We start from the raw sequence: 25,545 nt of genomic DNA, 5'->3' as shown, positions 1-25,545 counted from the left end.
AAATATCTAAAGGAGGGCTAAAGACCATGTCTAATGGTACATGCGTTCGTATTTAAAATAGACTTTTTACCTATTGAAATGTGACAACCTCTAATGCTATAGATTCAATTACGTTAAAAATGATTGAAAATTCTTACAATAATAGTATGATAAGGATAATACTATAGAGAAGGGTGATGATATGGATCAGGTTTATTCACTAGTCGAGCTATGGCACATTTTTAAATTGGCGATTTTAGTAAGCTTGGTGGGGGCATTGATTGGTCATTATAAACGAAATGCGTGTATTTTACTTCCGATTGTAAGTATTGATTTTAAGTTCAAGGGGTTTGAAGAGTGGAGCCAATCTTCTTATCGGGGAACAATGAGAGCGTTGATGCTGATTGTCACGATTGTGAACGCGTTTATTAGTTTCTTATTGTTTTTAATTGGAATCCGGTATGGAGATAACAAGAACACCGATCCGATTTTATTCGAACTTGGCGTCATTGGTGACCTCATTATAGGGGTTGGGGCTGGCATTATAGCCAAAAGCACTGTTACGCTAACGGGTACAGAAAATCAGCTATCTATTATTGTAACATCGTTACTTGCAGGGTATGCTGGGTTATCGTACATTCAAAAGTACCAAAAAGAATCTCTTGAAAATGCCTGTATTGATTATGAAAACAAATTAGCCTGTTCAGAAGAGGACAGAAGTCCGCACTTGTACCATAAGAATAACTCTTCCGATGAAATTGCGGCAACAAAGGAACCATAAATACTCCACGGAAAGAGGTTTGTTATGAAAGTCCGATTAACTCAAGAAGAGAGAGAGCAACTGGAATCATATTTGAATGTGCTGCAAAATCCTTTTGAATCCATTGCAAAGCGCAGGCTTGCGAAAAGTAAGTTTGATATGGTTTATAATCGAGCAGCGGCAAGAACCGCCAACTCCATGGGTTCTTGCATAAATAAAGAAAATCAGACTGCTTGCTCAAACGAAGGGGAAGAAAATCCTTCCAACCTGTAGAGAGATAATCAAACTCCCTATAGTTGGAAGGGTTTTTTTCTGTGTAATGAGCCAGGTCGTGTCAGACACCCTTTACTAAGGTAAAGGGTGTCTGACACGAAAGGGTTTTGAGTTGGACGGGAGGCGTAGGGTTGGTAGATGTGTTACAATAGATTATAGAACGAATGTTCGTTAGTGAGGAGGTGTGTTGATTTGTCGAAGTGGTATCCGAAGAATGGACGTGTGATTTTCCATGTTGATATGAACAGTTTCTATGCTTCTGTTGAGATGGCTTACAATCCAGAATTGAAAGGTAAACCTCTCGCGATTGCGGGAAACCCTGAGGAACGAAAGGGAATAGTTGTAACCGCCAGTTATGAAGCGCGGGCAAAGGGTGTAAAGACCACTATGCCTCTGTGGCAAGCAAGGCGTCTTTGTCCCGATATGATTGTGATGCGTCCTAATTTTGACCGTTATCGAAAGGCTTCTAGAGAGATGTTCTCCATTCTTTCTCAAGTCACACATCTTGTTCAGCCTGTTTCAATTGATGAGGGGTATATGGATATTACCGATTGCGAAGATCAGGGTACTCCTTTAGATATTGCAAATTGGATCCAAAAGACCATTATGGAGCAGCTCGAACTCCCTAGTTCTATAGGGATTGCGCCGAATAAATTTCTTGCTAAGATGGCTTCAGATATGAAAAAGCCAATGGGAATTACGGTACTTAGAAAGCGTGATATACCAACGAAATTGTGGCCGTTGCCTGTTAGAGAAATGTATGGGGTAGGAGAGAAAACCGCTGAGAAATTAATCAATAGCCATATTCATACGATAGAAGATCTTGCAAAAGCAGACGTGTATGCTTTAAAAGGGAAGCTTGGGATTAATGGGGAGCGTCTACAAAATCGTGCAAACGGAATAGACGATCGACTTGTGGATCCTGATGCGGTTAGCGAGTTCAAAAGTATTGGGAATTCCCAGACATTGCCTCATGATACGACCGATGATATCGAAATTACAAAACTCCTTCGTCAATTATCACAGAAAGTTGCCGATCGTATGGAGAATAAAGAGGTTGTTTCAAGAAATATTCAGCTAATGATTCGGTATCACGACCGGAGAACCATTACAAGAAGCAAACAATTACCTGAATATATCAGTAAAGTGGAAGAGATTTATCAATACGCCGTAAAACTTTGGGAAGACCACTGGAACGGGACGCCTATCCGACTTATGGGTGTTACTGCACAGGACCTAAGTGAAAAGCAGGACGCAACGCTACAGCTTGACTTGTTTACGTATGAAAAGGAAGCTAAAAACGAAAAATTGTATTCCGCCATTGGAGAATTAACGGACAAATACGGGTCCAATCCATTTAAGAAATTAAAGGCTAAGCCAAAAGCGACCCCAACCACCAGTTTTCAAAAAGACTTTCTGGACGATTTTAAAAAACACCAATCATCTGATTCGGAAACAAACTAGACAGACGCTAGTTTGTTTTTTTATGACTGTGGAGCACTAAAGCGTGCCAGACACCCTTTACTTTGTTAAAGGGTGTCTGGCACGCTTTAGTGCTTTAGATATATAGAGATCTGGAGTTTTGAATTTATTTTATATATTCGGTTCAAAAAACGTTGTCTTCTTACATATATTGAGGTAAGATGAAGCTAGAAATGAAATGATTTTATAATTATATTTCAAATTATTAAATGGAGATGAGCGTATGAGTATCGTACTATCAAATGTGAACAAGATATATCAAAGCGGTGAAGTGACTGTTCATGCGTTAAAGAATGTTTCTATTGAAATCCCTGATCAAGAAATTGTCGCGATTTTGGGCCCTTCAGGTTCAGGTAAGTCTACACTGCTTAATGTCATTGGAGGGATTGATCGTCATGATGAGGGAGAGATAACGGTTCATCACTATGAATTGTCCAAATTGAAAGATAAGGAATTAACAGAATATAGAAGGCAATCTCTTGGATTTATCTTTCAACAATATAATCTTATGCCGACACTCACCGTTTCTGAAAATGTTGAAGTAGGAAGTGAGTTAAGCCAGAATCCTCTTAACATGAAAGAGATTTTGGAGAAAGTTGGAATGTGGGATAAAAAGGACAAATTCCCTTACCAGTTAAGTGGAGGGGAACAGCAACGTGTTGCCATTGCACGTGCCCTGATCAAAAATCCTCAAGTCTTACTATGTGATGAGCCAACTGGGGCATTAGATGAAGAAACAGGTAAGAAAATCTTATCCCTTTTGAAATATGTAAATGAAACGTATGGTACAACAGTATGTATCATTACACACAATAATGGCATTGGTGAAATGGCCCATAAAGTCATCCGAATGAAAAGCGGTGAAATAATGGAGCATTTTTATAATGAGCAGCCCGTTGATCCAGAGAAGGTGAAGTGGGTATGATCCTCAGAAAAAGTATACTTCGTCAGTTTAAAGAGAAGAAGTTTCAGTTTATAGGCGTAACGATTCTTCTGATTGTGTCCATTATGCTTTATGTTTCTATGTCGATGGGAATCTCGACTTTGGATAATCGGAACGCTCAATTTAAAGATGAATATAGCCAAGAGGATTTTCATATGATTCTCTCTAATGAGATTCCTTCTAATCAACTATCAAGATGGGAAGACAAGTTTGACCTAATATTAGAAGAAAGAAGGTATGGGGATCTTCCATACACAAATGAAGACACAACGCTTCGGTTATTTTCGCTAACGAATGAGATCAATATCTCGTATGCTTCAGAGGGAGCGTTGCCACAAGAAGCTGGAGAAGTGGCATTATCTCCTGTCTTTGCAAAAGCACAAAACATCGAGGTAGGAGATGAAATCGAAGTAAACGGAGATGCACTGGAAGTAACAGGGTTCGTTTATCTCCCTGACTACATCTATATACTAGAGCGAGAAAGCGATCTTCTTAGTGATCCGAGTACATTTGGGATCGGCGTTACGACAGAACGTACACTCTTATCAGTTGCTGATCAGACCGTCACGCAAGTATTAGGAGATGGTGCTTCTGTTCAAGCAAGAGATTCGTTCAAATCAACCGTTACAGAAGATTACTCCTTACTGAAATGGTTAAATCAAGAGGAGAATCCTCGAATTCAATTTGTAGAATCGGAAATTGAAAGCTCGCAAAAGTTGATTACAACTCTACCTTTATTTATATTAGCTTTATCGGTTCTAATGGTACTTATGATTATGAAGCGCCGTTTAGAAATGCAAAGAAAAGAGATCGGGACGTTAAAAGCACTAGGCTATCGTAATCGTGAACTCATTCGTCATTATATGATGTATGCAGCCTTTATTGGATTGCTAGGCTCTTTGCTCGGTGTGGCAGCAGGTGCTGGATTGTCCATTCCAATAACAGATCTATATTCCAATTACTTTAACTTACCAAGCATTTCTTATTTCGATTGGGACCCTAAAGTCCTTGTCATTGGTTTTGTAATTCCAAATGTTATATTACTCCTTATGACTTACTTTGTGATCCGTAAGCCCTTGCAACAATCCCCCCTTGATCTGTTGCGACCAAAGGATACGGCTGCTGGGAAGAAGTCCATGTTAGAAAGGCTGCCGCTACTCAATAAGGGAAGCTTTATGACACGGTTTCGCACTCGTTTGTTAGCCAGGAGTAAAGCGAGAGCTGTTTATATTTTGTTAGGGGTTATGTTTTCTAGTATTCTTTTAATCTTTGGGGCAACGATGTACAAAGGTATGGATGGTATTGTAGATGCAACCTATAAAGAAATCTTGACCTACAATTACGCTGCTCACTATAAAACATTGCAAGAAGAAACACCGTCCCAAGGGGAAAGCCCATTTACTGCAGCAGAAGCAGAGATTAGCGAAGTGAATGGAGAAAAAATCGATTCAATTGACCAGCAGTCGATGATCTATGGATTAGAGCCTGACACAGACCAAATTCACCTTAAAACTGAAGAAGGTAAGCTGCTCAATTCCAAACTTAAAGAAGGTGTTATCCTGAGCGAACCCTTTGCGAGCGCACTCGGTTTGGCGGAAGGGGATACGATTACTCTAACGAATGCTTACAACTCAAACACCCTTAAGAAAAAAGTACAAGGAATCGCGAGTGTTTATATTGGCTTTTCCATTTATGATGAACGTGGTGAGGTAAATAAGTTTTTAGGGTATCCAGAAGAGGTTTATACAGGAAAATGGACAAATAAAGAGCCGGAAAACTCAGAAAACGTCTTATTTATTGAGAATAAACAAGACATCATTGAAAATTTTGAATCCACATCTGCTTTAACACGGTACTCTGTATTTGGCATTGCGGGCTTCGCATTCTTAATAGGGGTAATTGTCCTAACCCTCATTACGAATCTAATCGTGGAAGAGAATTCACCGTCAATTTCCCTGTTTAAAGTCATGGGCTATACGGATAAAGAAGTTTCTAAGCTTATTATAAATGTCTATACACCAATCGTCTTGATTGGGTTTATCCTGTCTGTCCCAATTGGAATCTTAAGCATTGATCAACTCATGAATTCACTCGTTGAACAGACCGGTTTCGCTATGCCTGTTCACCTGAGTCCCTTAATGATTGGCATGAGTTTGGTTACGATCTTATTCACCTATTACGTATCTTTAACTCTCTCAAGAAGGAAACTAAAAAAGGTTTCCTTACAAGAAGCCCTGAAAAAACAGCAAGATTAATTGCTTTAGCGAGATAAAGGGTGCCAGACACCCTTTTACTAATTAAAGAATGGTTTACAAGGGTGGGGGAGTTTGGTAATATTATAGAAATTATTAAAAGGCTGTGAAGAGAAGAGTAAATCAGCATCATTTCCTAAAGAGAGCTCCGGTTGGTGAAAAGGGGCGGACGTGACTGGTTGAACCAAACCTCTAGAGCTGCGCATGGGAACATTCAGTTGGGATCGTGCGCCAGGTGCTCCTGTTACAGAGCTAGGGTATATGCATTCATACATGTCGTACCCGAAAAGGTTAATATGGAGACATATTAATAAACTGGGGTGGCACCGCGGATTAATTATCGCCCCCAAGATGAGAAATCTTGGGGGTGTTTTTTATGTGCAAAAGTAAACAGATTCATTCTTCCTGAATAATGGTTAGTAGCTTACAACAGGAGGAAATCAAATGAATCACGTCTATCGAAAGCAACGAAAGCACGCTTCTATCATCTTATTAGCAGCGCTTGGAATCTCTGCACTAGGGGATTGGGTTTACCTTATTGCATTAAATCTCATGGTGTTAGACAAAACAGGATCACCGCTTGCTGTTACCTTTTTATATATAGCAAGACCAATTGCTGTTATTGCCACAAATTTATGGGCCGGCAGTATAATTGATCGTATCAATCAGAGAAATATGATGATTGGATTAGACTTTATACGGGGGTTGCTGGTATTGTTGATCCCTTTAACGAACAACCTAACAATAGTCTACGGACTGGTACTAATTATTTATATGGCCAGTGCTATGAGCGAACCGACAGCTTTGTCGTATATAACGAACCTGATTCCGTCAGAGAAGAGGAAACATTTTAATGGATGGAGAAGCTTGCTGGACTCTGGTGGATTTGTGTTAGGACCAGCTATTGCAGGAGCATTATTAGTGGTAGGAGGCTATAAAATTTCGATTATCTTGAATGGAGTTTCTTTTTTGATCGCAGCGTTGCTTATTTTTTATCTCCCTAAACCGAATAAAGAGAGGGATAGTCTCGAAAAACCTTCTTATGAAATGTTTAAAAGAGACTGGAAAGATGTGTGGTCCTTTTCAAGAAACCATCGTTTTATGATGCTAACCTACTTCTTAGTTGGCGTTATAATGGTGTTCGTGGCAGCTATTGATTCTTTGGAAGCTGCTTTCTCTACAAATATAATCATGCTTTCTGAAATAAAATATGGCCTTTTAGTAAGTATTGCTGGGGCTGGGTATGTGATGGGTTCCTTAGTTCTCATCGCGATTTCCCATTTCATTAGTTTTCGAATGATGATTGGTTTAGGAGCTATATTCGTTGGGGCAGGTTATGTGGTGTATAGTTTTTCAAGTGTAATGGGTCAAGCAGCTACTGGATTCTTTATCCTTTCCTTCTTCATGGCTTGGATGCAAACGGGTTTTAATACGTTCGTACAACATTCTATCCCGCCAGATAGAATCGGAAGGGTATCCAGTATATACGGTTGGTTAGAAGCACTCCTCACTATTATGGCAACGATTGTAATTGGCTTTACTGCTGAATTTCTTACGCTACAAGGCTCTGTAATTGTAGCAAGCGTGATATTAGCTGGCCTTTCAACCATTCTTTTCAGTTTGTCTGTGCTTCAGGATAAAAGAAGAAGGGTCTCTCTTTTATATCATTAAACAAAAAGGCTCTCAGTCATGAGAGCCTTTTTGTTTTGGAGAAGGAAGTTCAAATCGTTTCCCGATCGTTATTCCATCCACTAAAGGGATGTCTTGATTCATAATTTTACCTATCGTTTCATTTGTTAAATCGCCTGACTTTTGAACGGTTATACTTCTCGTTAAATAGGTAACCTGTTCCGCACCAATACTTAATGGAGGGTGGGTGCCTATTTTATTGCGAGTGATATAGCTCGGATAAATAAGGGTGACGAAGCGTTCTGATTTTGTTTGATTTCTTATTTCAAGATTAATTGTAAAGGTAACTTTTTCTTCATTTTCGTTTGTAACATGATAAGAAAAGTCTTTAATAGCAATTGGCTCATCAGATTCTTCAACCGCTGAACAAGAAGTAAGGACAACGGCGAAAAGGATGAGTGCCCACAACCATTTTGTGTGCATACATTTAGACTCCAATCATTTGATTCGGTATATTTTGCTCTTTAAGAGCAGCCCGTGTAGCTTATTTATTCATATGAAGTTATGCATCATTTTAAACCGCCATCCTCCCCTGTTTTTATAAGGGAGAGTGAAGCGTAAGTTCAACCTTAGAGAATAGTAAGGAATGAGTCAAGGTTAACGCTATTCTTGGTACATTTTTGTTAGTTTGCACTTCTTATCATAGACAAATCAAGTGCGTCTCATACCAGGTGAAGGCTAGCTCAGAAGTTATTAGAAATTAAGGTTTCCTTGCAAGTAGTATAGGTTGATAATAACCTGTCTCTTTAGCGCTCTTCCAATTGATATTATAGAAGCCGGCTTCTTCTAATAAAGCGGTCAATTCATCTTGTAAGATTGCACGATAATCTGTTGAAAACTGTTTTGTATGCCAGGTGTCTTGCGTTTTATTCATAATAAAGTGGTGGAGGGTATACGTGCGTCCGTCCTCTTTCCAATCCCACAGTTGGAAGACAATTCGATTCCCTTCATTAAGAGACTTAGGAGGAGTAGAGGCAGGCTTTTCTTTTAACAGTTCGTCATAGTTTCTCATTGTAATAACGAGCCATCCCCCTGTCTTCACTTTCTGATAGAATTGTGAAGCTGCCAAACGTAAATCCTCTTCATTTAAGAGATGGGGTAGCGAATTGTCCGCTGAGAGGAGAATGTCAAAGGTACCCTTAATATCTTGATTTAAACGTCGGAAATCAGATATCCCAAAAGAGATAGACGCGTCTCGAGTGAAGGCCTCTTGTTTTGCCCGCTCCACTGCTGCTCTACTAATGTCCGTTGCGGTAACATTATAACCGGAGAGGGCAAGACCAATCGACTGAGTACCGATCCCACACGAACAATCTAATAAGGATGTATCTTTACGATCTTTGATAATCAGTGATGTAAGAAGTTTGCTTAAGGTTTCTCCCTGGTATTGAATGGCTTCATCCCAATCCTTAAAAATCATATGGTAATGTTCTGCTAGTTGATTGTAAAAATCTTCAGCGGATGGGTTCACTGTGCTCACTCCTACTATAAGTTCTTTTGCCATACTCTTTATAGCTTCCACTTAAATTGTAGCATAGTAAAAAGGGGAGTAAATCTATATAGGTTGTTCAGTCATTTTAATAGGCATAAATAAAGGCTTAAAGCATTCCTGCTCTAAGCCTTTTTTGAGTATCTTTCTTAGATATATAGATTTATAGAAGCTGATGCGTTTTTCGGTTCGTTTTCTGGAAGATATGCACAAGGTCCTCGAGCATTCCGCTTGCAGTTGTGGAGGCTCCAGCACCAGGGCCTGCCAATGTGAGCGGTCCAGCCAAGTCGGTATGAATGACCACGCCATTTTGCTCATGGTCAATGGCATAAAGGGGATGATGATGGGTAAGGGCGATAGGCTGAATGGAAGCACGAACATCACCGTCTTTCCATTCAATGGTCGCAATATGCTTTATTTTCTTACCCATGAATGAGGCTTCTTCTATATGATCAGAGCGGATAACATCGATCCCTTCTACAAATACCTCATTCCAGTTTGGCTGTTTGCCATAAATGAGCTCACTGACAATCATAAGTTTATAAAAAGCATCGCGCCCATTTATGTCGTTTGATGGATCGGCCTCTGCGTACCCTTTGTCCTTTGCTTCTTGCAGAGCCTGGTCAAAGGATACCTTGTTTTCTTTCATCCTCGTTAAGATGAAATTTGACGTCCCATTTAGAATCCCTTCAAACCGTTCTACACGATTGACCTGGAGCAGTTGGGAGAGTGTACGAATAATTGGCGTCCCTGCAACTGTGGTAGATTCATATCCTAAGGAAACATCGCATTTTTCTGCTAACTTCTTTAAAGTCTTTCCATGTTTAGCAAACATTTGTTTATTTGCCGTTATTACATGTTTACCACTCTCTATTGCTTTCTTACAGTAACTAAACGCGGGCTCTTCTCCAACGATCGCATCGATCACAACATCAATATCTTGAAGAAAAAGCTCGTTGAAATCTGTTGTAACTAAACTAGAGTGAGGAAACTCCCGTTTTTTAGTTGGATTTTTAACAAGAATACTAGCAATTTCAACAGGTTCTCCTTCTAAAAGATTCTGCAGCCTTTCCTGATGCGATTGAATGGTTTCGGCAAATCCCTTTCCAACTGTTCCGTAGCCGAGCAATCCAACTCGAATTGTCATGATGTACCTCCTTTACTATGCTTTGTTTGATCTGGGAGGATCTTAGGCTTTAACAGGCTCTTCTATATAATTAGGTATACGAACACCGATGGCATCTCTGTATAAATTTTCAGTGCTTAGTAACGTAAGGTTTTGTTCTCTTAGGTAAGTGAGCTGCTCTTCCGTTAATGTCCCTTTGCGATAAGCTACAAGCTTTGTAATGGGACTAATTTGAACCTGACCTTCTTGTTTCTCGGTTACATAGACAATATCAGCTTCAGTACCTGGCCCATCAGTTAGTTTAAACCCAAGACGTGATAGCTTCGAAGATTCATCTTTTGAATTCGGATTCCCTAAAAAGACGATTTTTTTAGGTCGGACGGCTGTTTCATCACGGTATAAACTTGATTGTAAGTAGGAAGAGGCCCCGGATGCTTGAGGGTCCTGGCTTGAGACTCCTGTTGCTTTATAAATCGCTTGTTCTAAATCTTCAATTAGATCCTTCGTTGATTCAATTCCAACTGATAGGCGTATTAAATCTTCTGTAACACCGGTTTTCACTAAATTCTCGTTATTCAATTGCTGATGTGTAGTTGAAGCAGGATGAATGATAAGTGATTTTGCATCTCCTACATTGGCTACATGGGACCACAACTTGATGTGATCAATAGCGCGTTTTCCTTCTTCAAGTCCTCCTTTTATCCCGAATACAACCATCGAGCCTGCGCCCTGATTTAAGTACTTCTGAGCAAGTGAATGGGATGGGTGTGATGGAAGGCCAGGGTAAGAAACCCAACTCACACCAGGATGATTCTCAAGGTAAAGAGCAATTTCTTTTGCATTTTGAACATGACGCTCTATCCGTAAATGTAAGGTTTCTAGTCCTTGTAATAGATGAAAGGCATTGTGTGGACTTAAGCATGCTCCGATATCTCGTAATAATTGAACCCTTAATTTTACCGCGAAGCCTGCTGGACCAACATCTGACCCATATCTAAGTCCATGATAACTTTCATCCGGTTCAGTAAAGCCGGGGAACAATTCATGATTCCAGTCGAAACGTCCTCCATCTACAACTACTCCTCCAATGGATGTTCCATGACCTCCAATCCATTTCGTCGCAGAGTGAACGACAATGTCTGCTCCAAAAGATAAAGGCTTACAAAGGATCGGTGTTGCAAAGGTACTATCCACGATAAGGGGGATGTGATAGTCGTGAGCGATGTCGGCCACTGATTCGATATCTAGTACATGTAAACTTGGGTTTCCAATCACTTCTGCAAAGATGGCTTTTGTTTTTGAAGTAATCGCATCTCGAAATTGCTCTGGGTCTGTACTGTCAACAAAGGTGACATTGATTCCGTATTTCGGGAGAGTGACGGCAAATAAATTGTAAGTACCACCGTATAGGTTCGTGGAGGCAACGATTTCATCACCAGCGCTTGCGATGTTTAAGATAGCAAGGGTGATCGCAGACATACCAGATGAAGTAGCAACGGCTGCTACGCCGTCCTCTAGAAGTGCAACCCTTTGTTCAAATACATCTACTGTTGGATTGCCAAGACGAGTGTAGATGTTTCCGGGTTCTGCAAGGGAAAATAGATTTTTGGCATGTTCTGTGTCGTTAAAGACATAAGAGGTGGTTTGGTAAATGGGAACCGCACGTGAACCTGTCGCTTTATCAGGATGCTGGCCACCGTGTAAACTTACTGTTTCGTTTTCAAATAGATGAGATTTTTGAGTCATAACAATTCCTCCTTGTTTAAGTAAAAGTCTAGGAAAAATTGCCATACAGGTGAGGGGAAGAAGAGGGCATATAAAAACCCTCTTCATAAGAAGAGGGTGTATGTACATTCCTCATCTTATCTTCCAGATCCACAGACCTGTAGGATGTAGCACCACTCAAGCAATATGCTTGAAGGTTGCCGGGCTTCGCAGGGCCTAGTCCCTCCGCCACTCTAGATAAGATATTCGCTTTGTTTTTTAAGCTATGAGCTTGATATGGATTATAGAACAAATCTAAATAAAGGTCAATAAAAATTCGGAACATTTGATTTCTTCTGTTTTTATCCTTTCCTGAACATGAGTCTGCCCTAAAGGGAACAATAGCTTAGTCTGTTCTTTTATGCTTTCCCTTGCTACAATAGGACATAATTCTAAATAGAGTAGGTGAGCCAATTGGGAAAAACGATTTTATTTGATGTAGATGGGGTTTTGTTAAGTGAACATCGATATTTTGATGCTTCGGCATTAACCGTGTGGGAACTTATACATAGTGAGAATTATTTGGGTCTTCAATCAGACCGTTTTCATACAGACGTAACCGAAAGTGAAGTAGGCGATTTGCGCGCAGAAGTTTTCCAGGAAGATGAGGTATTGTACTTAATTAAATCAAAAGGAATCAATGCAAACTGGGACATGGTCTATTTAACATTTTCCTTTCAACTGATTCGTTTGTTAGCTCAGCTAAATGAAGTGAAACCGAAGTACGTTGAGAAAGTGTTCCAAGATATGACGCTTGACCGGCAAGCACTTCAAGAAATTGGGGGAGAGTTGTATAAGGCTGGTATAGAACCAGATTATAAAACATTTGTCCCAGTTATGAAAGATGTTGAAGCGATGCGAGGTGAGTTGCTTACCCATTTAAACCAAATCGCATATGAAATGACAGGTATTGAGACGATGGCTTTCACAAGAAACAGTGCTCTTTGGGAGTTAGGAAGAGAAACCTTCCAGGAATGGTATGTGGGTGAGGACCTAACAGAGAAATCAATCGGAAGGCCACCGTATCAACAAGGGAAAGGTGGATTTGTCCATATTGAAACGCCTCTTGCGACTATGGAGGAATTGGATAACCTGTTTACGAAATTAAAAGATGATGGGTATACGCTCGGAATTGGTACAGGTCGTCCAGCACTAGAAACGGTAGAACCACTTGAAAACTTAGGCATTCTCTCTTACTTTGACCGGAATCGCATGGCTACTGCTTCTGACGTCCTGGAAGCGGAAAAGAAATACGGTGACAAAGCTCCACTCGCGAAGCCGAATCCATTCACCTATATGTTTGCCTGGTTAGGACGGTCGAGTATAGAAGAGGCGCTTGACTATTCATTTACTGAAGAAGAGAAAGATTCAGTGATTATTGTAGGAGATTCCCTCGCAGACGGTCTTGCAGCCCAAAGTCTTGGTTGTCATTTCGTCGCTGTTCTGACAGGATTATCAGGTCAAAAAGCAAGAAAAGAGTTTGAGCAAAATGATCAACACACCATTATAGATAACATTAAAGACCTTCACAAAGTCCTTTAAGATTGGTCTAGAGATCAACTCTTTAGCCCGGTAGAGAATGAACGCGTGCCAGACACCCTTTACTTATTTAACTTAGTAAAGGGTGTCTTTTTTAGTTTATAGATCAACTAGGGGCATGGCCGATTTTAGTTATAGGGAGTGGATGTTGACCATAGGATAGTAGAGGAGGGGATTTGATGGTAGAACTTTTCTTTTGGGCATTGGCAAGCTTTATTATTGTCATGGTGAGTGGAGCATTTGGAATGAGGGAATTGTTTGTCCGTGAACGCTGGTGGTGGCCTTCTGTCACTCTATTATGTGTGGCCCTAATACTTGGAGGGCTATCGGGGTTGATGAGTCTTTTCACTTCACAACTCATAGAATTAGACAAGCCTGCAGTTAGTTTATATTATGCGATACGCACCATATGTATATTAAGTAGTCTAAGTCTCGTAGCTTTCATCATCCTATGGATGAGAGAGGAGAGAGAACGACTGACGTTACCTAAGGGGTTAAGATTAGTAGAGAATAGAAGGCAAAAGAAAGAAGGTGCATCTCAATAGGATGCACCTTCTTTTTTAACAATATTCGTCGTAGGCTTTCGTTAAGTTTGCCACAATCTCTTCCACCTCGTGATCTTCAATCTCTTCACGTGGAATAAAGTGAACGACTTGTCCCTTTTTCATAACGGCCATTGAAGGGGAAGTGGGCTCGTACCCTTCAAAGTACTCTCTCATACGATTTGTGGCTTCACGGTCTTGACCAGCGAAAACCGTTACAATATGGTCAGGGCGTTTCGTGTTTTGTAGAGATTCTTTTGCAGAAGGTCGGGCCAGACCGGCTGCACATCCACAAACTGAATTTACAACGACAAGAGCTGTTCCTTCCATTTCACTTACGAAGGAATCAACCTCTTCAGGGGTAGTCAATTCGGTAAAACCAGCACCCGTAAGTTCGTCTCTCATCGGCTGTGCTACTTGTTTCATGTATTCTTCATATGCGTTCATGTTTAAATTCCTCCTTAAGGTATTCTTACTTCTTTCTTGCCTGAGTCATTTGATGCCACACAGAACCTTTGGCTTCTTCTCCGCCTTCAATACGACGAAGAGCCATTTTGGCTTGCATGCGTACTTCAAATTCTGAATCCTGAATGGCTACTTGTAAAGCAGGAATGGCTGATTCATCACCAAGTTCATATAAAAACATGGCTGCTCGCCAACGGACTAGCTTATTCTTGTCAGATAAAGACTGAATCATCTCTGGCATAGCTTCCTTGAACCCCAAATCTGATAAACAGTCACCAGCTGTACGGCGGACTGTGGTTGATTTATCGTTTAACGCTTTGTATAAATAGGGAAGGACTTCAGGTTCTTCAATCATTCCAAGATAAGCTGTGGCAAGGCGTCGAATCGATGCCTTCTCATCCTCTAATGCTTTATCCAAAACAGGAAGGTCGTTATAGGTTGGGTGCATACGGTCAAGGGCTGCGTAGCGTACTTTCCAATCAGGATGATCTAATGTTTCAAGCGTTACTTGTTTTGCTTCTTCATGACCTGTTTGAAGATCACCTGCACCTTCATCAAAAGCTTGTTCTACTAATGAGGCTAGTCTGTCTTCATCATAACTTGCCGAAAGTTCTTCTGCCACTTCTTGCCCCACTTCTTCTGGGTCTCCGTAACGTGGGTTCTGTTCAACCCATTTACGTTCCATAACCATGTTAGGAGAAGAGGGTGAAGCTTTCATGGCTGCGTTCATAAAGCGTTCAGGCAGGCCAACCCGTTGCTCATTTTCACCTTCTTGTAGTTTAACCTGCATTGGAATTCCGCGGAACATTTGTACATAAACGTTCACTTCTCCAAATGCTTCGGTATTTTGGGCTGTTTCTTCAGTTTGTTCCATCGTTGGTTGTTCTGATGAACCAAATACCGAACGTACTTCAGGTAATATGTTTTCCCAAGGATGTTTCGGATTTCGGTCTAATGCAATAAAGTCCGAAACGTGATATAAACTTTTAACCCCTTCAATTTCGAAAAGTTGCTGAATGTAATCGGGAGCTTCAGATCGATCGTCGTTTCTTTTATAATTACGTGATTCTCCGTCGGCTAGTTGCTCATTCAAATTAATCTTCATTGAATTGGGGCTTGGTGTCGGTTCAATTGACACAATATTCATTTTGTTGTCCCCCTTACACGTATACTCTTTGTTGATTTTAACAAACACGAGCGATGACTTCCATTGTTGCGATTGATTCTTTGAAAACGTCGAATGTTCAATGGGGGAGGAATTTGGGCAAAGAGCGTCGGGAAAAGCAGTACTACATAAAAAAAGAGCTGTTCTAGAAGAATATCCATGTACTCTTCTAGAACAGCTTCTTCACACCAAACCTATAAATCTATGTTTTTAGCTGAGTGGATGTGGTCCACTTGTAGTAATTCGCCTAACACATCTTCAGAAAGGGCTCGATCGATGGTTAACATCATAATCGCTTGACCACCAGCTTGTTTGCGACCTACTTGCATGGTTGCGATGTTGATTTCGTGTTTCCCTAGCAGACTACCAACATGGCCGATAATCCCAGGAACGTCAGTATGCTGGATGTAGAGAAGACGGTCAGTTGGTGCAATATCAATTGTGTACTGATTAACATGAACGATACGCGGTCCAAGCCCATCAAATAGAGTACCAGCTGCACTGTATTCTCCTTCGTCTGTTGTTAAGGAAACGCTTATGAGGCCAGAGTACCCCATACTAGCTGTTGTATTCTCCACAGAGTAGCTTAGACCGTACTGTTTGGCGAGGTGAGTCGCATTGACAATATTCACTTTTTCGCCGAGGTAATGGCTGAGCAATCCTTTTACAAATGTACGGGTTACAAGCTCTGTGTTGAAATCGGTTAAAGTACCTGCATAGCTAATTTTAATATGTTTCGGAGCTTTTTTAGCAAGCTGGATCATCATTTCTCCGAGTTTCTCGCTTAATAGGTAATAAGGTTCTAATGTTCGTCTTGTTTCATCATTCACAGCCGGCATATTAACCGCATTATGGAAAGGTTGATCAGCTAGAACATTTAGAATCTCTTGACTCACATCTTCTGCAACATAAAGTTGTGCTTCAGATGTTGATGCTCCTAAGTGAGGCGTTACAATAACCTCAGGTTTCCCAACAAGGGGGTTATTTGTAGGTGGTTCTTCCTCAAACACATCTAAAGCGGCTCTAGCAACAATTCCTTCGTCAATTGCTTCAAGGAGTGCTTCTTCATCAATAATGCCACCACGGGCACAGTTTACGATGCGCACGCCTTTTTTCATTTTTTGGAATGCGCTTTTATTAATTAAATGATGCGTTTCTTTTATGAGAGGAGTATGCACGGTAATGAAATCAGCATTCTCATAAACGGTATCAAGATCGCCTTTGGTAATTCCGATTTGAGAAGCACGTTCCTCTGTTAGGAAAGGATCATAGCCAATCACACTCATTTGAAAGGCTTTGGCTCTTTTAGCTACTTCTGTACCGATCCGTCCCATTCCGACGATTCCGAGTGTTTTTCCTTTTAGTTCTACACCCTTATAAGTCTTCCGGTCCCAGGTTCCTTCCGTTAATGTCTTGTGAGCTTGGGGAATATTTCTGGCTGAAGCCATTAGCATGGCAAATGTGTGCTCACAAGTTGAAATCGTATTTCCGTTAGGGGCGTTTACGACGATTACACCATGCTCTGTCGCTGCTTCTAAGTCGATTGTGTCCACGCCAACGCCTGCTCGGCCAATCACTTTTAGTTTCGTAGCCCTTTCTAGAATTTCTTTTGTGACTTTTGTTTGGGAACGTACAATCAAGCCATCATATTCTGGAATCGTTTCCTTCAATGCCTCAGGTGAGAGGTCGGTTTTCTGATCGACTTGGACTTGATCTGAATCAAGCAATGCTTTAATTCCATCTTCACTTATTGGATCACTTACTAATACTTTAAACATTTTGTACATACACCTCCTGGGCAGCTTTAACACCTTTACCTAATTCTATTTCGACACCTAGTTGTTTTAATCCCATTTCAATCATGGATAGAGTGGTTAAAATATCTACGGGAGAACAGTAGCCCATATGGCCAATTCTGAATATTTTTCCTTTTAGTTCTTTTTGACCTCCTGCAAGCGTCAACCCAAACTGTTTGGAGAGCAAGCTTCTTAGTTCATCTGGTTTAAACTCAGCCGTTTCTTTAACGGATGTTACAGTAGGGGAAGCATCTTCCTCGCTAGTCAAGAGTGGTAATCCAAGTGCTTTTATACCTGCACGGGTCATATCTTTCATAAGGTGATGGCGTTCGAAGACGTGGTCAAGCGTTTCTTCTTTCATCATCTCACTAACTTCCTTTACTCCTTGGATAAGTGAAACGGCAGGAGTGTAAGGAGTCATACTATTTTCAAGTTGTTTTTGATAAGCTTTTAGATTTAAGTAGAAGGATGGATTTCCATCTGTCAGTTTCGCTTCAGCCCGTTTACTTAAGGAAACGAAAGATAATCCTGGTGGCAGCATCATTGCTTTTTGAGATCCTGTTACAAGGACGTCCAGGTTCCAGTGATCCATGTTTCCTGGGACACCACCAATGCAGCTCACACCATCGACTAAAACGAGCGCTTCACTGTATTGATGAACCTTTTCAGACAGTTCTCCAATAGGGTGCATCACACCAGTTGATGTTTCATTGTACGTTAATAGAACAGCTTTAGCATCAGGATGTTCCTGTAAGGTGTTCTTGAGGTCTTCAGGTGAAACAGAGCGCCCCCATTCAACCTCTAATCGATGGGTAGGATAGCCATTATGCTCACAAATATTTGCGAAGCGGTCACCAAACGCCCCGGCTACGACTACAATTACTTTTTCTCCTTTAGGAACAGTATTGGTCACAGCGGCTTCAAGGGCTGCTGTCCCGCTAGCTGTAAGGGTGTAGACAGGTTGCGTGGTTCCAAAGATTGGTTTTAGACGTTCACTTGTGTCAGCAAAAAGTTGAGCAAATGAGGGGGAGCGATGTCCAATCATTGGTTCGTTCATAGCGTGCTTAACGCGATCTGGTACGGGTGTTGGTCCTGGAGCTCGTAAAAACGTTTGATCTTGTAGCATTTGAAAATCCCTCCTGTATGAATAAAAGAAATAAAAAACGCCCCTTGCTAACAAAATGCTAGCAAGGGGCGTTTGTATAAACGCGGTACCACCCTTTATTAAACGACACTCGTCGTTCTCTCATTGGTAAGATTACCAGTCTGATAACGGTCGACGCCGAGTGTGCCTACTGTAAATTCGGACACTAGTTTAGAAGGGCTACCCATAAATCATGCCGTCGATTTCCACCTGCCACCGACTCTCTGAGGGTCATGAATGTATGTTGGTCTTCATCATTACTTTTCCTTATTTTTTAGAAGTTTAGCACGTTAAATCATTCATGTAAACAGAAAAGTTTTACGATTTTACTTTATTCAGGAGGTTTTGATATAGGAGCGCCCATGTCCTGTGCTAGTAACACAAGGGATTGGTTAATGCGCCAGATGTAGTAGAGTTTATACACAAATATTCGTTTAGATAAATCGTTGTTCTGGTCCGGATATCGCTCAATGCGCTCTCTGTCTTGTTCTAAATCATAAATGATTTGATGTCGTTTTGATTTTAGCATCTCATTAATCGCAGCAATATTATGGGTAACATGAGCCTGGATATGATCAATGGTTTCTTTTAATTCAGCATCCATTTCAGGTTCATTTTCCCTCGTTGCATTCAGATGTTTCGCATAGTAATTCGTAGCTACCAAGATGGTCAGCCACCGTTCTACATCAGATCTTGAGAAGCGTGCCGGGCGTTTACGGATGGATTCGGAATCAACTTTGAATTGGTGAAGAGACTGATCAAGGTCAAAAGCTATTTCAGCAAGGTTATCTGTTGTGCCTTTTCCTTTCAGGCTCATCAAATAGCTTTCGATGTATTGAGATAGCAATTCCAGAAATTCGATGGTGGTATCTGTTACTTTCTCCCGTGTCTTCTTAGGGAATACAAGAGCAGCTGCTGAGAATCCAATATAAGCTCCTAAAAAGGTATCCAACACTCGGGCAAATAATAACTGATAGGTAATGCCCCCAAGTAGTAAATCATAAAGCATGGCAATAATCATCGTAATCCAGAACATAGCCAATGAATAGGAAACGTTAAACAAGTAAAACGCCATAAAGATACATAAAAAGATAAAAGCGACTTGCCATGTGCTATGACCACTTAAAAATAAGGATACTAAAAAGCCTACGATAGCGCCGGCTATAGTTCCGATCGTGCGATCATTTGCTTTTATGAAGGTTCTTCCAACTGTGTCAGTACCCATAAATACTATAAACGCTGATAGTAATATCCAGTACTGATGGGTTGGCGTTAAGGCGTACCCAAGAGCAATCGCAAGGGACCCTGCTAATAACGCTTGAAGAGCTTTCTTCGTGGTTGGCTCAAGTCCTTTAGCTTTCTCTTTCTCTGTTGAATCTTCGGCTGCCTCTTCATCTGCTTCTTGTGGTTGTTCTATGTTTTGATGACGTACTTCATGAAGCTCAAAAGCTCCTTCAATGACATGGTTTGCCATTGTGTTGAGTCGTCGCAACAGGAAAAGCCACTCATCATTTTCCTTTTGATTTACATGTTGAGTTACAGTCCGAAGTTTCTGTACATTTTTTTCTGCTTCTCGGAGTTGTTCTAAAACATGTTGATGTCTGAGAACTTTAACATCTCTTGTAGATTGAATCAGTTGTACTAAGGCATCTTGTACACTACTATGATCAAGCGCTTTATGCTCTTTTAGTTGCTCAATTGTAGGAGTTAACGTTTCCATAAGCATTTGAACATCAAATACGTACAAACGAAGCTGGTTTGCTGTGATTCCTTCCCAAACATCATACGGATTCACATCACCGAGTTGAGCTGAGATATTCCGAGCATATTCATTTAACTTTAATACGTTACGATTTAAATACCTAAGTTCTTTTTCATCTTCATAAGGATGTTGAACAATGTGAATGACCCTGGTGAGGATTAAATTCGTTTGGACGTGGAAGGAAGTCATGCTTCTTTTTAAGATTGTTTCAGGTTTGTTTTTTAATAAGACAAACTTATAGAAGTATGCATAAAATACCCCGATTGCGATCCCGATGAAATAGATTGGTAAATCACCAAATTGCACTCCCAGAATTGTGGAGAAATAGATCGAGATAAAACCAATCATGTTTAATGAGAAATAGCGGGAGCCATAACGAGATAGGTAAAAAGCTAAAAAGACAACGCATAAGATCGCAACATCAGATAGGTGGAAATACGATGAGGTCCAAGCTCCAATGCTAAGCGTCACACTACTTGAAAGAGCGAGGAGGAGCGTTGTAACCTTTTGCTTTTGACTCGTATCGTCAAACACAGCAAAGACACCTAAAAGCCCTACAATTCCCGAGAAGATAGGGACAGTAATTAAACTGTAATCGAGCCAATCCAGTAGGAGGTTTGTAGTGAGTACAGAGGAAATAACGCTTAGGGTGGCCTTTACTGCATTGACTAGTCTCGTCAGACCTGGATCTGCCGCTGTAATTCGTGCAAGCCAATGTAGTAAGGTTTTATAAACTGTCTGTTTCATTTTCATAATGTAATCATAAACGATTCCTAGCGCTTCATCCAATCCAAATGCCTAAAATAGTAGAATTCTATCTATTCTGTGAATTCATTCAAGCTTAAGACTAGGCTGTTACACATAAAACACAAAAAGACATTGAATTGTACAATGTCTTTTTGTGTAAAACCTTTTCGTTAGTCTTCGTCAATTGTAGTCTGAGTTGGATGAGTAGCTTTTTTCATTTCCTCTTTAGACATTACGTTATCTTGCGCTGTAAGGGCATCACTAAAAGGTTTCCCCTTTTGGCTCCCTTGCTTTTTCCCTTGTTTATTCTTGTTTGACATCATGACCACTCCTTTACGCTTATTAGTGTATCTCCTGCTGGGTCGATTATGCTTCAAAGTATAGGTGGTAATGAAAGGCACACCCTTCATTCCATGGATGTTGACAAGTACGACAGAGAAAAGGTGCGTTTAAATACGTTTGTATAGAAAACTCTGACCCGCAATGGCCGCAAAGAATAGCTTTATGGGTGAATAAGGTAGCAGGCCACCGTTTTATTGCATGGTTACAAGCGTTATTATGGCATTGATAGCAAGGATAATAGGTATCACAACAATAGAACTTAATTGCAATCACGTCTTTATCAGAATGGTAATGGACACACCTTGTTTCATGATCGATCACTTGTCCGAATACAGTGGGGGAATCGTTCATTGCGAACATCTCCTTTTTGTTCTAGTGTACTGGAGAGATGGGTTTTTGAAAATCTTTCATCACTACCTTGCATTGTTCACTAGTGTGGAGTATGATGAGTGTAGACGAATAGGAAACATTTTCCTAACTAGTGAATATAATTCAGTACTGAATGTTACTCAGTAGGAGGTGGATCGGTGAACGTTCAATTTAAGAAAGGAGCACTAGAATTATGCGTGCTTGTTATGATTGCATCGAAAGATCAATATGGATATGAACTTGCTCAAAATATATCTACAAAAATTCAAATTGCAGAAGGAACCCTCTATCCTTTACTGCGACGCCTCACCAAAGAAGAGTACTTAAGCACCTACTTTGCCGCTTCTTCAGAAGGACCATCCAGAAAATATTATTCCTTAACACCGAAAGGCTCAGACTACAAAGATTCCCTCATCCAAGATTGGAACGTTTTCACAAGTGCTGTCACAGAGTTAATTGAGGAGGAGAGTAAAAGTGAATAAAGAACAGTTTCTAGAAAAATTAGAAGCACCTCTTAAAAGACTTCCGGATGAAGATCGAAATGAACTTCTTTATGATTATGAAGAACATTTTGAAACAGGAATCATGAAAGGGTATTCGGAAGAAGAGTTGGCGAATCAATTAGGAGATCCAAAGAAGCTTGGGAGAGATTTATTAGCGGAGTATAGAATTGATCAGGCAGAAGATGAGAAATCGGTTAAACATATTTTACAAGCGATCTTCGCCACGATGAGTGTGAGTTTTCTAAATATCATACTCGTTCTTGGTCCTGCTATAGGAGTTTTCAGCCTATATGTTGGTTTATGCTCGGTGGCAATCGGATTGTCAGTAGCACCGCTGCTTTTTATTGGAAGTATGTTCATTGGTAGTGTTGAACCTTTCTTCGTGAACCTATTCCTTTCGATCACACTTGGTAGTGGTGGATTACTGATGGGAATAGCTCTTTTCTATGTTGGAAAATGGCTCTATCAGGCCACACTTTCCTATATTCGTTTTAATATAAGAATTGTAAAGGGGGAGAAAGCAGCGTGAGAACCTTTCTAAGATGGGTGATTCTACTGTTTATCATTGGAATTGTAGGAACCGTTGCGTCGCTTCAAGTTACAGGCGCTTTTACAAAAGAAACCATAGAAGTGTTTGAAGAGAAGTCTTTTAATGGAAGTACGATTGACACATTTCATGTGGATACTTCATCTGCGGATATTTATATTGAACCAAGTGAAGATCAATCCATTTACGTTCAGTGGGGCGGGCATGCAAGTAAAGGGGTGTGGGAAGATTACGAGTTAACGACGAAGGAAGAAGGCAATGAGCTTTCTATTAAGCTTCGCCAAAAAGATCTACTAGGCTTCCAATTTGGTCTGTTACAAAGAGATTTAAAGCTTACCGTAAAAGTACCAGAGAAACTGTATGAAACGATAAATGGATCCTCTTCTTCTGGTGATGTTGTGGTTCTTAAACAGCAAGCGAAACGGTTACAGCTAAAGACAAGTTCAGGAGATATTGAACTTAAAGAAATTACGTCTTCTGAGAAACTTGTTACACGTTCATCAAGCGGGAGCATTTATTTAACAAAGGTGAGTGCCGATCGAATAGATACGGATACAAGCAGCGGGGATGTAATGGGTAAAGGTGTAAATGTGGTAGATATCATCGGAGACTCTTCATCTGGAACGATCGATTATCGCGTTTTAACATTGAAAGGTGATCTTATCCTCAAAACATCAAGTGGGGATGTACATTTAGATTTTGAACAAGTACCGAATTCCTATTCTATAGAGTATCAATCCAGTTCTGGTGATGAACGTGTGAACCTTGATGGGGTTGAATACGATCGTAAGGCAGAACACGAAGTTGTTGGACAAAAAGGAAATGGAGATCAGCGCATTGAAATACACACGAGTTCAGGAGATTTCAGCGCTCAATAACATTAAAATGAATGTGGAAGAAAGAATGGTTAATGATCATAAGAAGATCCTACATGGGACATTTACAGTGGGTTCGAATGTATATGAAAGTGAAATAGGGATAAAAAAGGGCTGACCTTCTTGTTCGACCATCCTTTCTAAGATTCTATCATTCAAGAAGCGGTGAGCCTGATGAAGGATTTATTTTACATTATGAACACTATCTATGTTCGAGCAAACTTTATATCGTGAGCATTGTAACAGGTGATTCCGATCGCCTGTTTTTTTATGAAAATTTTTAGTGAGATTTTAATCTATAGGTTTCTAAAGAAGCTATTTAGGTAAAACAAAAGTTAGGCTGAGACAATCCAGGTCAATTGAAAGTTAGGCACTTTTAGCAACAATAGGACGTTGGCTTATGGCTTTTAGGATCGATAACTTATCCTGAGGGGTTAACATGTTCCAACTAGCAGCTTTAATTTTCATATTGATTCTCCTCCTTTTTGATTGAAAAACAAACAAAAGCAAGGGAAACGATTCAACAGTGCATAAACAACTCTGGTCATTTAGTAGTTTATACCGTCATTTAAACAGAATTAAACAACAAAAATTTCTACAAATTTTGCGACAAAATGGGATTAGCGTCCCAAAAAAGGAGGAATTATATGTGGTTTAAACATCCATTTTTTAAGTACGCAACAGGAACCGTAATTGTTTTGATTGGTCTTTACATCCTTGAACTGTTAGGTTTTTTTGGTCCAATTAAGACGATACTTAAATCGCTCTTTTACCCTATACTCATTGCAGGATTCTTATTTTATATTTTAAGACCGATTGTGTCGAAATTAACGAAAACCAGAATTATGAATAAAACAACTGCTATACTTACTGTGTTTTTATCTATTGCAACCGCTCTTTACGCTTCAATTTATTTCCTTGCTGGTACGATTCAAGAACAGATCAAGAACATCAGCTCTAAGCTTCCGAAGCAGTTAAAGAAATCTGCTGAAGAAGCTCAAAAGACAATCGAAAAGAATGATATGGGTATGGTCTCTGTAGAAAACATACGACAAAAAGTAAGTAGTGGAGCATCCGAAGTCCTTCAATCACTAGGTGATAATGTGATGCAGGTGATCTCAGCTATAACAGGAGCCACTACAGTTTTAGTTATCGTACCTTTCGTCTTATTCTATTTCTTAAAAGATGATCATAAGTTCATACCTTATCTACTACAGTTTATACCTGATCGGCATAATCCTAAGGGGAAAGAAGTGCTGAGAAGAATTAGTGAGACGGTGTCAGCTTATATTACAGGTCAAGTTATTGTAGCACTAGTAGATGGTATTTTGATGTATATTAGTTATTTGATTCTTGGACTTGACTATGCACTAATTCTTGCTATTTTTGTTTCCCTTACAGCGGTTGTTCCTTTCTTCGGTCCGATTATTGGGGTTTTACCAGCTCTTATCGTATCGCTAACTCAGGATCCGGCAATGGCCTTATATGTTATTATTGCTCTTGTAGTTGTTCAGCAATTAGAAGGGAACCTTGTCGCTCCCCTTGTCCTCGGTAAGCGACTTAATATTCACCCGATTACCATTATTTTATTACTCGTTGTAGCTTCAGCCTTATACGGTTTTATTGGAATGCTGATCGCCATACCGCTTTATTCCGTCATTAAAGTCATTTTTAAAACCGTGTCTGAAGAAGTCGACACGGAGTGGTTATTCCGGGATGTTTTTAAAACGAAAAAGTCTTAATCGAAACCAGTCCTTAAAGGGGCTGGTTTTTTTGTGATTAGGTCTCTAGGCCCATCCTCATAAGGTCAATAAATATTTTTCATAATCTAACGTATTCGAGTATCTTGGCACCGAGATAACAGGAAAGGTGCTCGATTTGACCCACAAATTCCCTGTTAGGATTTTACCAGACAAAAAAGTCGAAAATAGTAGTATTTTCCTGATTTTCGGGCATTTTCAAGTAAAATCTTTGGTAATTTGTTATATTCTT

At 40.2% G+C, this 25,545-nt stretch carries 23 protein-coding genes, 1 riboswitch and 2 other annotated features; of the genes, 12 read left to right on the top strand and 11 right to left on the bottom strand.

From position 1 onward, the window contains the following. Nucleotides 1–181 precede the first annotated feature (181 nt). The 6 genes from LQ226_RS05340 (at nucleotide 182) to LQ226_RS05315 (ending at nucleotide 7,360) form a co-directional block, all read left to right on the top strand. Nucleotides 182–760 carry a hypothetical protein gene (locus LQ226_RS05340; protein ID WP_231416819.1) on the top strand — a complete coding sequence of 193 codons (579 nt, stop codon included), beginning with the start codon at nucleotides 182–184 and terminating at the stop codon, nucleotides 758–760. A gap of 24 nt (nucleotides 761–784) precedes the next feature. Continuing rightward, nucleotides 785–1,012 carry a hypothetical protein gene (locus LQ226_RS05335; RefSeq protein ID WP_231416818.1) on the top strand — a complete coding sequence of 76 codons (228 nt, stop codon included), beginning with the start codon at nucleotides 785–787 and terminating at the stop codon, nucleotides 1,010–1,012. A 192-nt stretch (nucleotides 1,013–1,204) separates the two neighbouring features. Next, a complete protein-coding gene (locus tag LQ226_RS05330) occupies nucleotides 1,205–2,476 on the top strand; it encodes a DNA polymerase IV (protein WP_255687490.1) in 1,272 nt (423 codons plus the stop codon). Nucleotides 2,477–2,717: 241 nt separating this feature from the next. Then, the gene (locus tag LQ226_RS05325) at nucleotides 2,718–3,419 is read left to right on the top strand and encodes an ABC transporter ATP-binding protein (RefSeq protein WP_231416817.1); all 702 of its coding nucleotides are present in this window, start codon (nucleotides 2,718–2,720) and stop codon (nucleotides 3,417–3,419) included. Next, complete coding sequence (locus LQ226_RS05320; RefSeq protein ID WP_231416816.1) at nucleotides 3,416–5,692, top strand: ABC transporter permease; 2,277 nt, start codon at nucleotides 3,416–3,418, stop codon at nucleotides 5,690–5,692. Before LQ226_RS05325 ends, LQ226_RS05320 begins: the two co-directional genes overlap by 4 nt. Before the next feature lie 94 nt (nucleotides 5,693–5,786). Then, nucleotides 5,787–6,040, top strand: a binding site (T-box leader). Nucleotides 6,041–6,133: 93 nt separating this feature from the next. Next, on the top strand, nucleotides 6,134–7,360 hold the full coding sequence (locus LQ226_RS05315) for an MFS transporter (protein WP_231416815.1): 1,227 nt from the start codon (nucleotides 6,134–6,136) through the stop codon (nucleotides 7,358–7,360). 12 nt (nucleotides 7,361–7,372) lie between these two features. On the opposite strand, the gene LQ226_RS05310 is transcribed toward LQ226_RS05315, so the two are convergent. The 4 genes from LQ226_RS05310 to LQ226_RS05295 form a co-directional block, all read right to left on the bottom strand. Beyond that, nucleotides 7,373–7,801, bottom strand: coding sequence for a hypothetical protein (locus LQ226_RS05310; RefSeq protein ID WP_231416814.1), 429 nt, complete (start codon nucleotides 7,799–7,801; stop codon nucleotides 7,373–7,375). Between the two features lie 277 nt (nucleotides 7,802–8,078). Further along, nucleotides 8,079–8,882 (bottom strand): class I SAM-dependent methyltransferase, encoded by an 804-nt coding sequence (locus LQ226_RS05305; protein ID WP_231416813.1) that lies wholly within the window; start codon nucleotides 8,880–8,882, stop codon nucleotides 8,079–8,081. A 148-nt stretch (nucleotides 8,883–9,030) separates the two neighbouring features. Next, nucleotides 9,031–10,014 carry a homoserine dehydrogenase gene (locus LQ226_RS05300; protein ID WP_231416812.1) on the bottom strand — a complete coding sequence of 328 codons (984 nt, stop codon included), beginning with the start codon at nucleotides 10,012–10,014 and terminating at the stop codon, nucleotides 9,031–9,033. Between the two features lie 42 nt (nucleotides 10,015–10,056). Continuing rightward, a complete protein-coding gene (locus tag LQ226_RS05295; protein WP_231416811.1) occupies nucleotides 10,057–11,739 on the bottom strand; it encodes an O-acetylhomoserine aminocarboxypropyltransferase/cysteine synthase family protein in 1,683 nt (560 codons plus the stop codon). Between the two features lie 113 nt (nucleotides 11,740–11,852). Beyond that, nucleotides 11,853–11,962, bottom strand: a riboswitch (SAM riboswitch). Nucleotides 11,963–12,171: 209 nt separating this feature from the next. Here LQ226_RS05295 and LQ226_RS05290 point away from each other — a divergent pair. Then, entirely contained in the window at nucleotides 12,172–13,299 is a 1,128-nt protein-coding gene (locus LQ226_RS05290) for an HAD family hydrolase (protein WP_231416810.1), read from the top strand. A gap of 176 nt (nucleotides 13,300–13,475) precedes the next feature. Further along, nucleotides 13,476–13,841 (top strand): hypothetical protein, encoded by a 366-nt coding sequence (locus tag LQ226_RS05285; protein ID WP_231416809.1) that lies wholly within the window; start codon nucleotides 13,476–13,478, stop codon nucleotides 13,839–13,841. A 15-nt stretch (nucleotides 13,842–13,856) separates the two neighbouring features. On the opposite strand, the gene LQ226_RS05280 is transcribed toward LQ226_RS05285, so the two are convergent. The 7 genes from LQ226_RS05280 to LQ226_RS05250 form a co-directional block, all read right to left on the bottom strand. After that, entirely contained in the window at nucleotides 13,857–14,285 is a 429-nt protein-coding gene (locus tag LQ226_RS05280) for a BrxA/BrxB family bacilliredoxin (RefSeq protein WP_231416808.1), read from the bottom strand. Nucleotides 14,286–14,310: 25 nt separating this feature from the next. Continuing rightward, complete coding sequence (locus LQ226_RS05275) at nucleotides 14,311–15,450, bottom strand: conserved virulence factor C family protein (protein WP_231416807.1); 1,140 nt, start codon at nucleotides 15,448–15,450, stop codon at nucleotides 14,311–14,313. Nucleotides 15,451–15,662: 212 nt separating this feature from the next. Next, nucleotides 15,663–17,246, bottom strand: a complete 1,584-nt coding sequence (serA, locus tag LQ226_RS05270) for a phosphoglycerate dehydrogenase (RefSeq protein WP_231416806.1) — start codon at nucleotides 17,244–17,246, stop codon at nucleotides 15,663–15,665. Continuing rightward, nucleotides 17,239–18,390 carry a pyridoxal-phosphate-dependent aminotransferase family protein gene (locus LQ226_RS05265; protein WP_231416805.1) on the bottom strand — a complete coding sequence of 384 codons (1,152 nt, stop codon included), beginning with the start codon at nucleotides 18,388–18,390 and terminating at the stop codon, nucleotides 17,239–17,241. Before LQ226_RS05265 ends, serA begins: the two co-directional genes overlap by 8 nt. 61 nt (nucleotides 18,391–18,451) lie before the next feature. Further along, nucleotides 18,452–18,675: a binding site (T-box leader), on the bottom strand. Between the two features lie 64 nt (nucleotides 18,676–18,739). Continuing rightward, on the bottom strand, nucleotides 18,740–20,959 hold the full coding sequence (locus LQ226_RS05260; protein WP_231416804.1) for an FUSC family protein: 2,220 nt from the start codon (nucleotides 20,957–20,959) through the stop codon (nucleotides 18,740–18,742). Between the two features lie 128 nt (nucleotides 20,960–21,087). Beyond that, nucleotides 21,088–21,240, bottom strand: coding sequence for a hypothetical protein (locus LQ226_RS05255; protein WP_231416803.1), 153 nt, complete (start codon nucleotides 21,238–21,240; stop codon nucleotides 21,088–21,090). Nucleotides 21,241–21,283: 43 nt separating this feature from the next. Next, a complete protein-coding gene (locus LQ226_RS05250) occupies nucleotides 21,284–21,610 on the bottom strand; it encodes a CHY zinc finger protein (RefSeq protein ID WP_231416802.1) in 327 nt (108 codons plus the stop codon). Between the two features lie 176 nt (nucleotides 21,611–21,786). Between LQ226_RS05250 and LQ226_RS05245 the strand changes: the two genes are divergently transcribed. The 4 genes from LQ226_RS05245 (at nucleotide 21,787) to LQ226_RS05230 (ending at nucleotide 25,295) form a co-directional block, all read left to right on the top strand. Continuing rightward, nucleotides 21,787–22,110, top strand: a complete 324-nt coding sequence (locus tag LQ226_RS05245) for a PadR family transcriptional regulator (protein ID WP_231416801.1) — start codon at nucleotides 21,787–21,789, stop codon at nucleotides 22,108–22,110. Beyond that, nucleotides 22,103–22,660 (top strand): HAAS signaling domain-containing protein, encoded by a 558-nt coding sequence (locus LQ226_RS05240; protein WP_231416800.1) that lies wholly within the window; start codon nucleotides 22,103–22,105, stop codon nucleotides 22,658–22,660. Before LQ226_RS05245 ends, LQ226_RS05240 begins: the two co-directional genes overlap by 8 nt. Beyond that, nucleotides 22,657–23,556: a DUF4097 family beta strand repeat-containing protein gene (locus LQ226_RS05235; RefSeq protein ID WP_231416799.1), complete on the top strand. Its 900-nt coding sequence runs from the start codon at nucleotides 22,657–22,659 to the stop codon at nucleotides 23,554–23,556. The genes LQ226_RS05240 and LQ226_RS05235 overlap by 4 nt, the downstream gene beginning before the upstream one ends. A gap of 644 nt (nucleotides 23,557–24,200) precedes the next feature. After that, on the top strand, nucleotides 24,201–25,295 hold the full coding sequence (locus tag LQ226_RS05230; protein ID WP_231416798.1) for an AI-2E family transporter: 1,095 nt from the start codon (nucleotides 24,201–24,203) through the stop codon (nucleotides 25,293–25,295). Nucleotides 25,296–25,545 lie beyond the last annotated feature (250 nt).

Origin of the sequence: Pontibacillus sp. HN14, assembly GCF_021129245.1 — a bacterium.
In the GTDB taxonomy this organism is placed as follows: Bacteria; Bacillota; Bacilli; order Bacillales; family BH030062; genus Pontibacillus.
This window is presented reverse-complemented; position numbering and strand designations above follow the sequence as displayed.

Coding starts and splice junctions, on each gene's coding strand:
- LQ226_RS05340 (WP_231416819.1), top strand. CDS start 182: ATGGATCAGGTTTATTCACTAGTCGAGCTATGGCACATTTTTAAATTG.
- LQ226_RS05335 (WP_231416818.1), top strand. CDS start 785: ATGAAAGTCCGATTAACTCAAGAAGAGAGAGAGCAACTGGAATCATAT.
- LQ226_RS05325 (WP_231416817.1), top strand. CDS start 2,718: ATGAGTATCGTACTATCAAATGTGAACAAGATATATCAAAGCGGTGAA.
- LQ226_RS05320 (WP_231416816.1), top strand. CDS start 3,416: ATGATCCTCAGAAAAAGTATACTTCGTCAGTTTAAAGAGAAGAAGTTT.
- LQ226_RS05315 (WP_231416815.1), top strand. CDS start 6,134: ATGAATCACGTCTATCGAAAGCAACGAAAGCACGCTTCTATCATCTTA.
- LQ226_RS05310 (WP_231416814.1), bottom strand. CDS start 7,801: ATGCACACAAAATGGTTGTGGGCACTCATCCTTTTCGCCGTTGTCCTT.
- LQ226_RS05305 (WP_231416813.1), bottom strand. CDS start 8,882: ATGGCAAAAGAACTTATAGTAGGAGTGAGCACAGTGAACCCATCCGCT.
- LQ226_RS05300 (WP_231416812.1), bottom strand. CDS start 10,014: ATGACAATTCGAGTTGGATTGCTCGGCTACGGAACAGTTGGAAAGGGA.
- LQ226_RS05295 (WP_231416811.1), bottom strand. CDS start 11,739: ATGACTCAAAAATCTCATCTATTTGAAAACGAAACAGTAAGTTTACAC.
- LQ226_RS05285 (WP_231416809.1), top strand. CDS start 13,476: ATGGTAGAACTTTTCTTTTGGGCATTGGCAAGCTTTATTATTGTCATG.
- LQ226_RS05280 (WP_231416808.1), bottom strand. CDS start 14,285: ATGAACGCATATGAAGAATACATGAAACAAGTAGCACAGCCGATGAGA.
- LQ226_RS05275 (WP_231416807.1), bottom strand. CDS start 15,450: ATGAATATTGTGTCAATTGAACCGACACCAAGCCCCAATTCAATGAAG.
- serA (WP_231416806.1), bottom strand. CDS start 17,246: ATGTTTAAAGTATTAGTAAGTGATCCAATAAGTGAAGATGGAATTAAA.
- LQ226_RS05265 (WP_231416805.1), bottom strand. CDS start 18,390: ATGCTACAAGATCAAACGTTTTTACGAGCTCCAGGACCAACACCCGTA.
- LQ226_RS05255 (WP_231416803.1), bottom strand. CDS start 21,240: ATGATGTCAAACAAGAATAAACAAGGGAAAAAGCAAGGGAGCCAAAAG.
- LQ226_RS05250 (WP_231416802.1), bottom strand. CDS start 21,610: ATGAACGATTCCCCCACTGTATTCGGACAAGTGATCGATCATGAAACA.
- LQ226_RS05230 (WP_231416798.1), top strand. CDS start 24,201: ATGTGGTTTAAACATCCATTTTTTAAGTACGCAACAGGAACCGTAATT.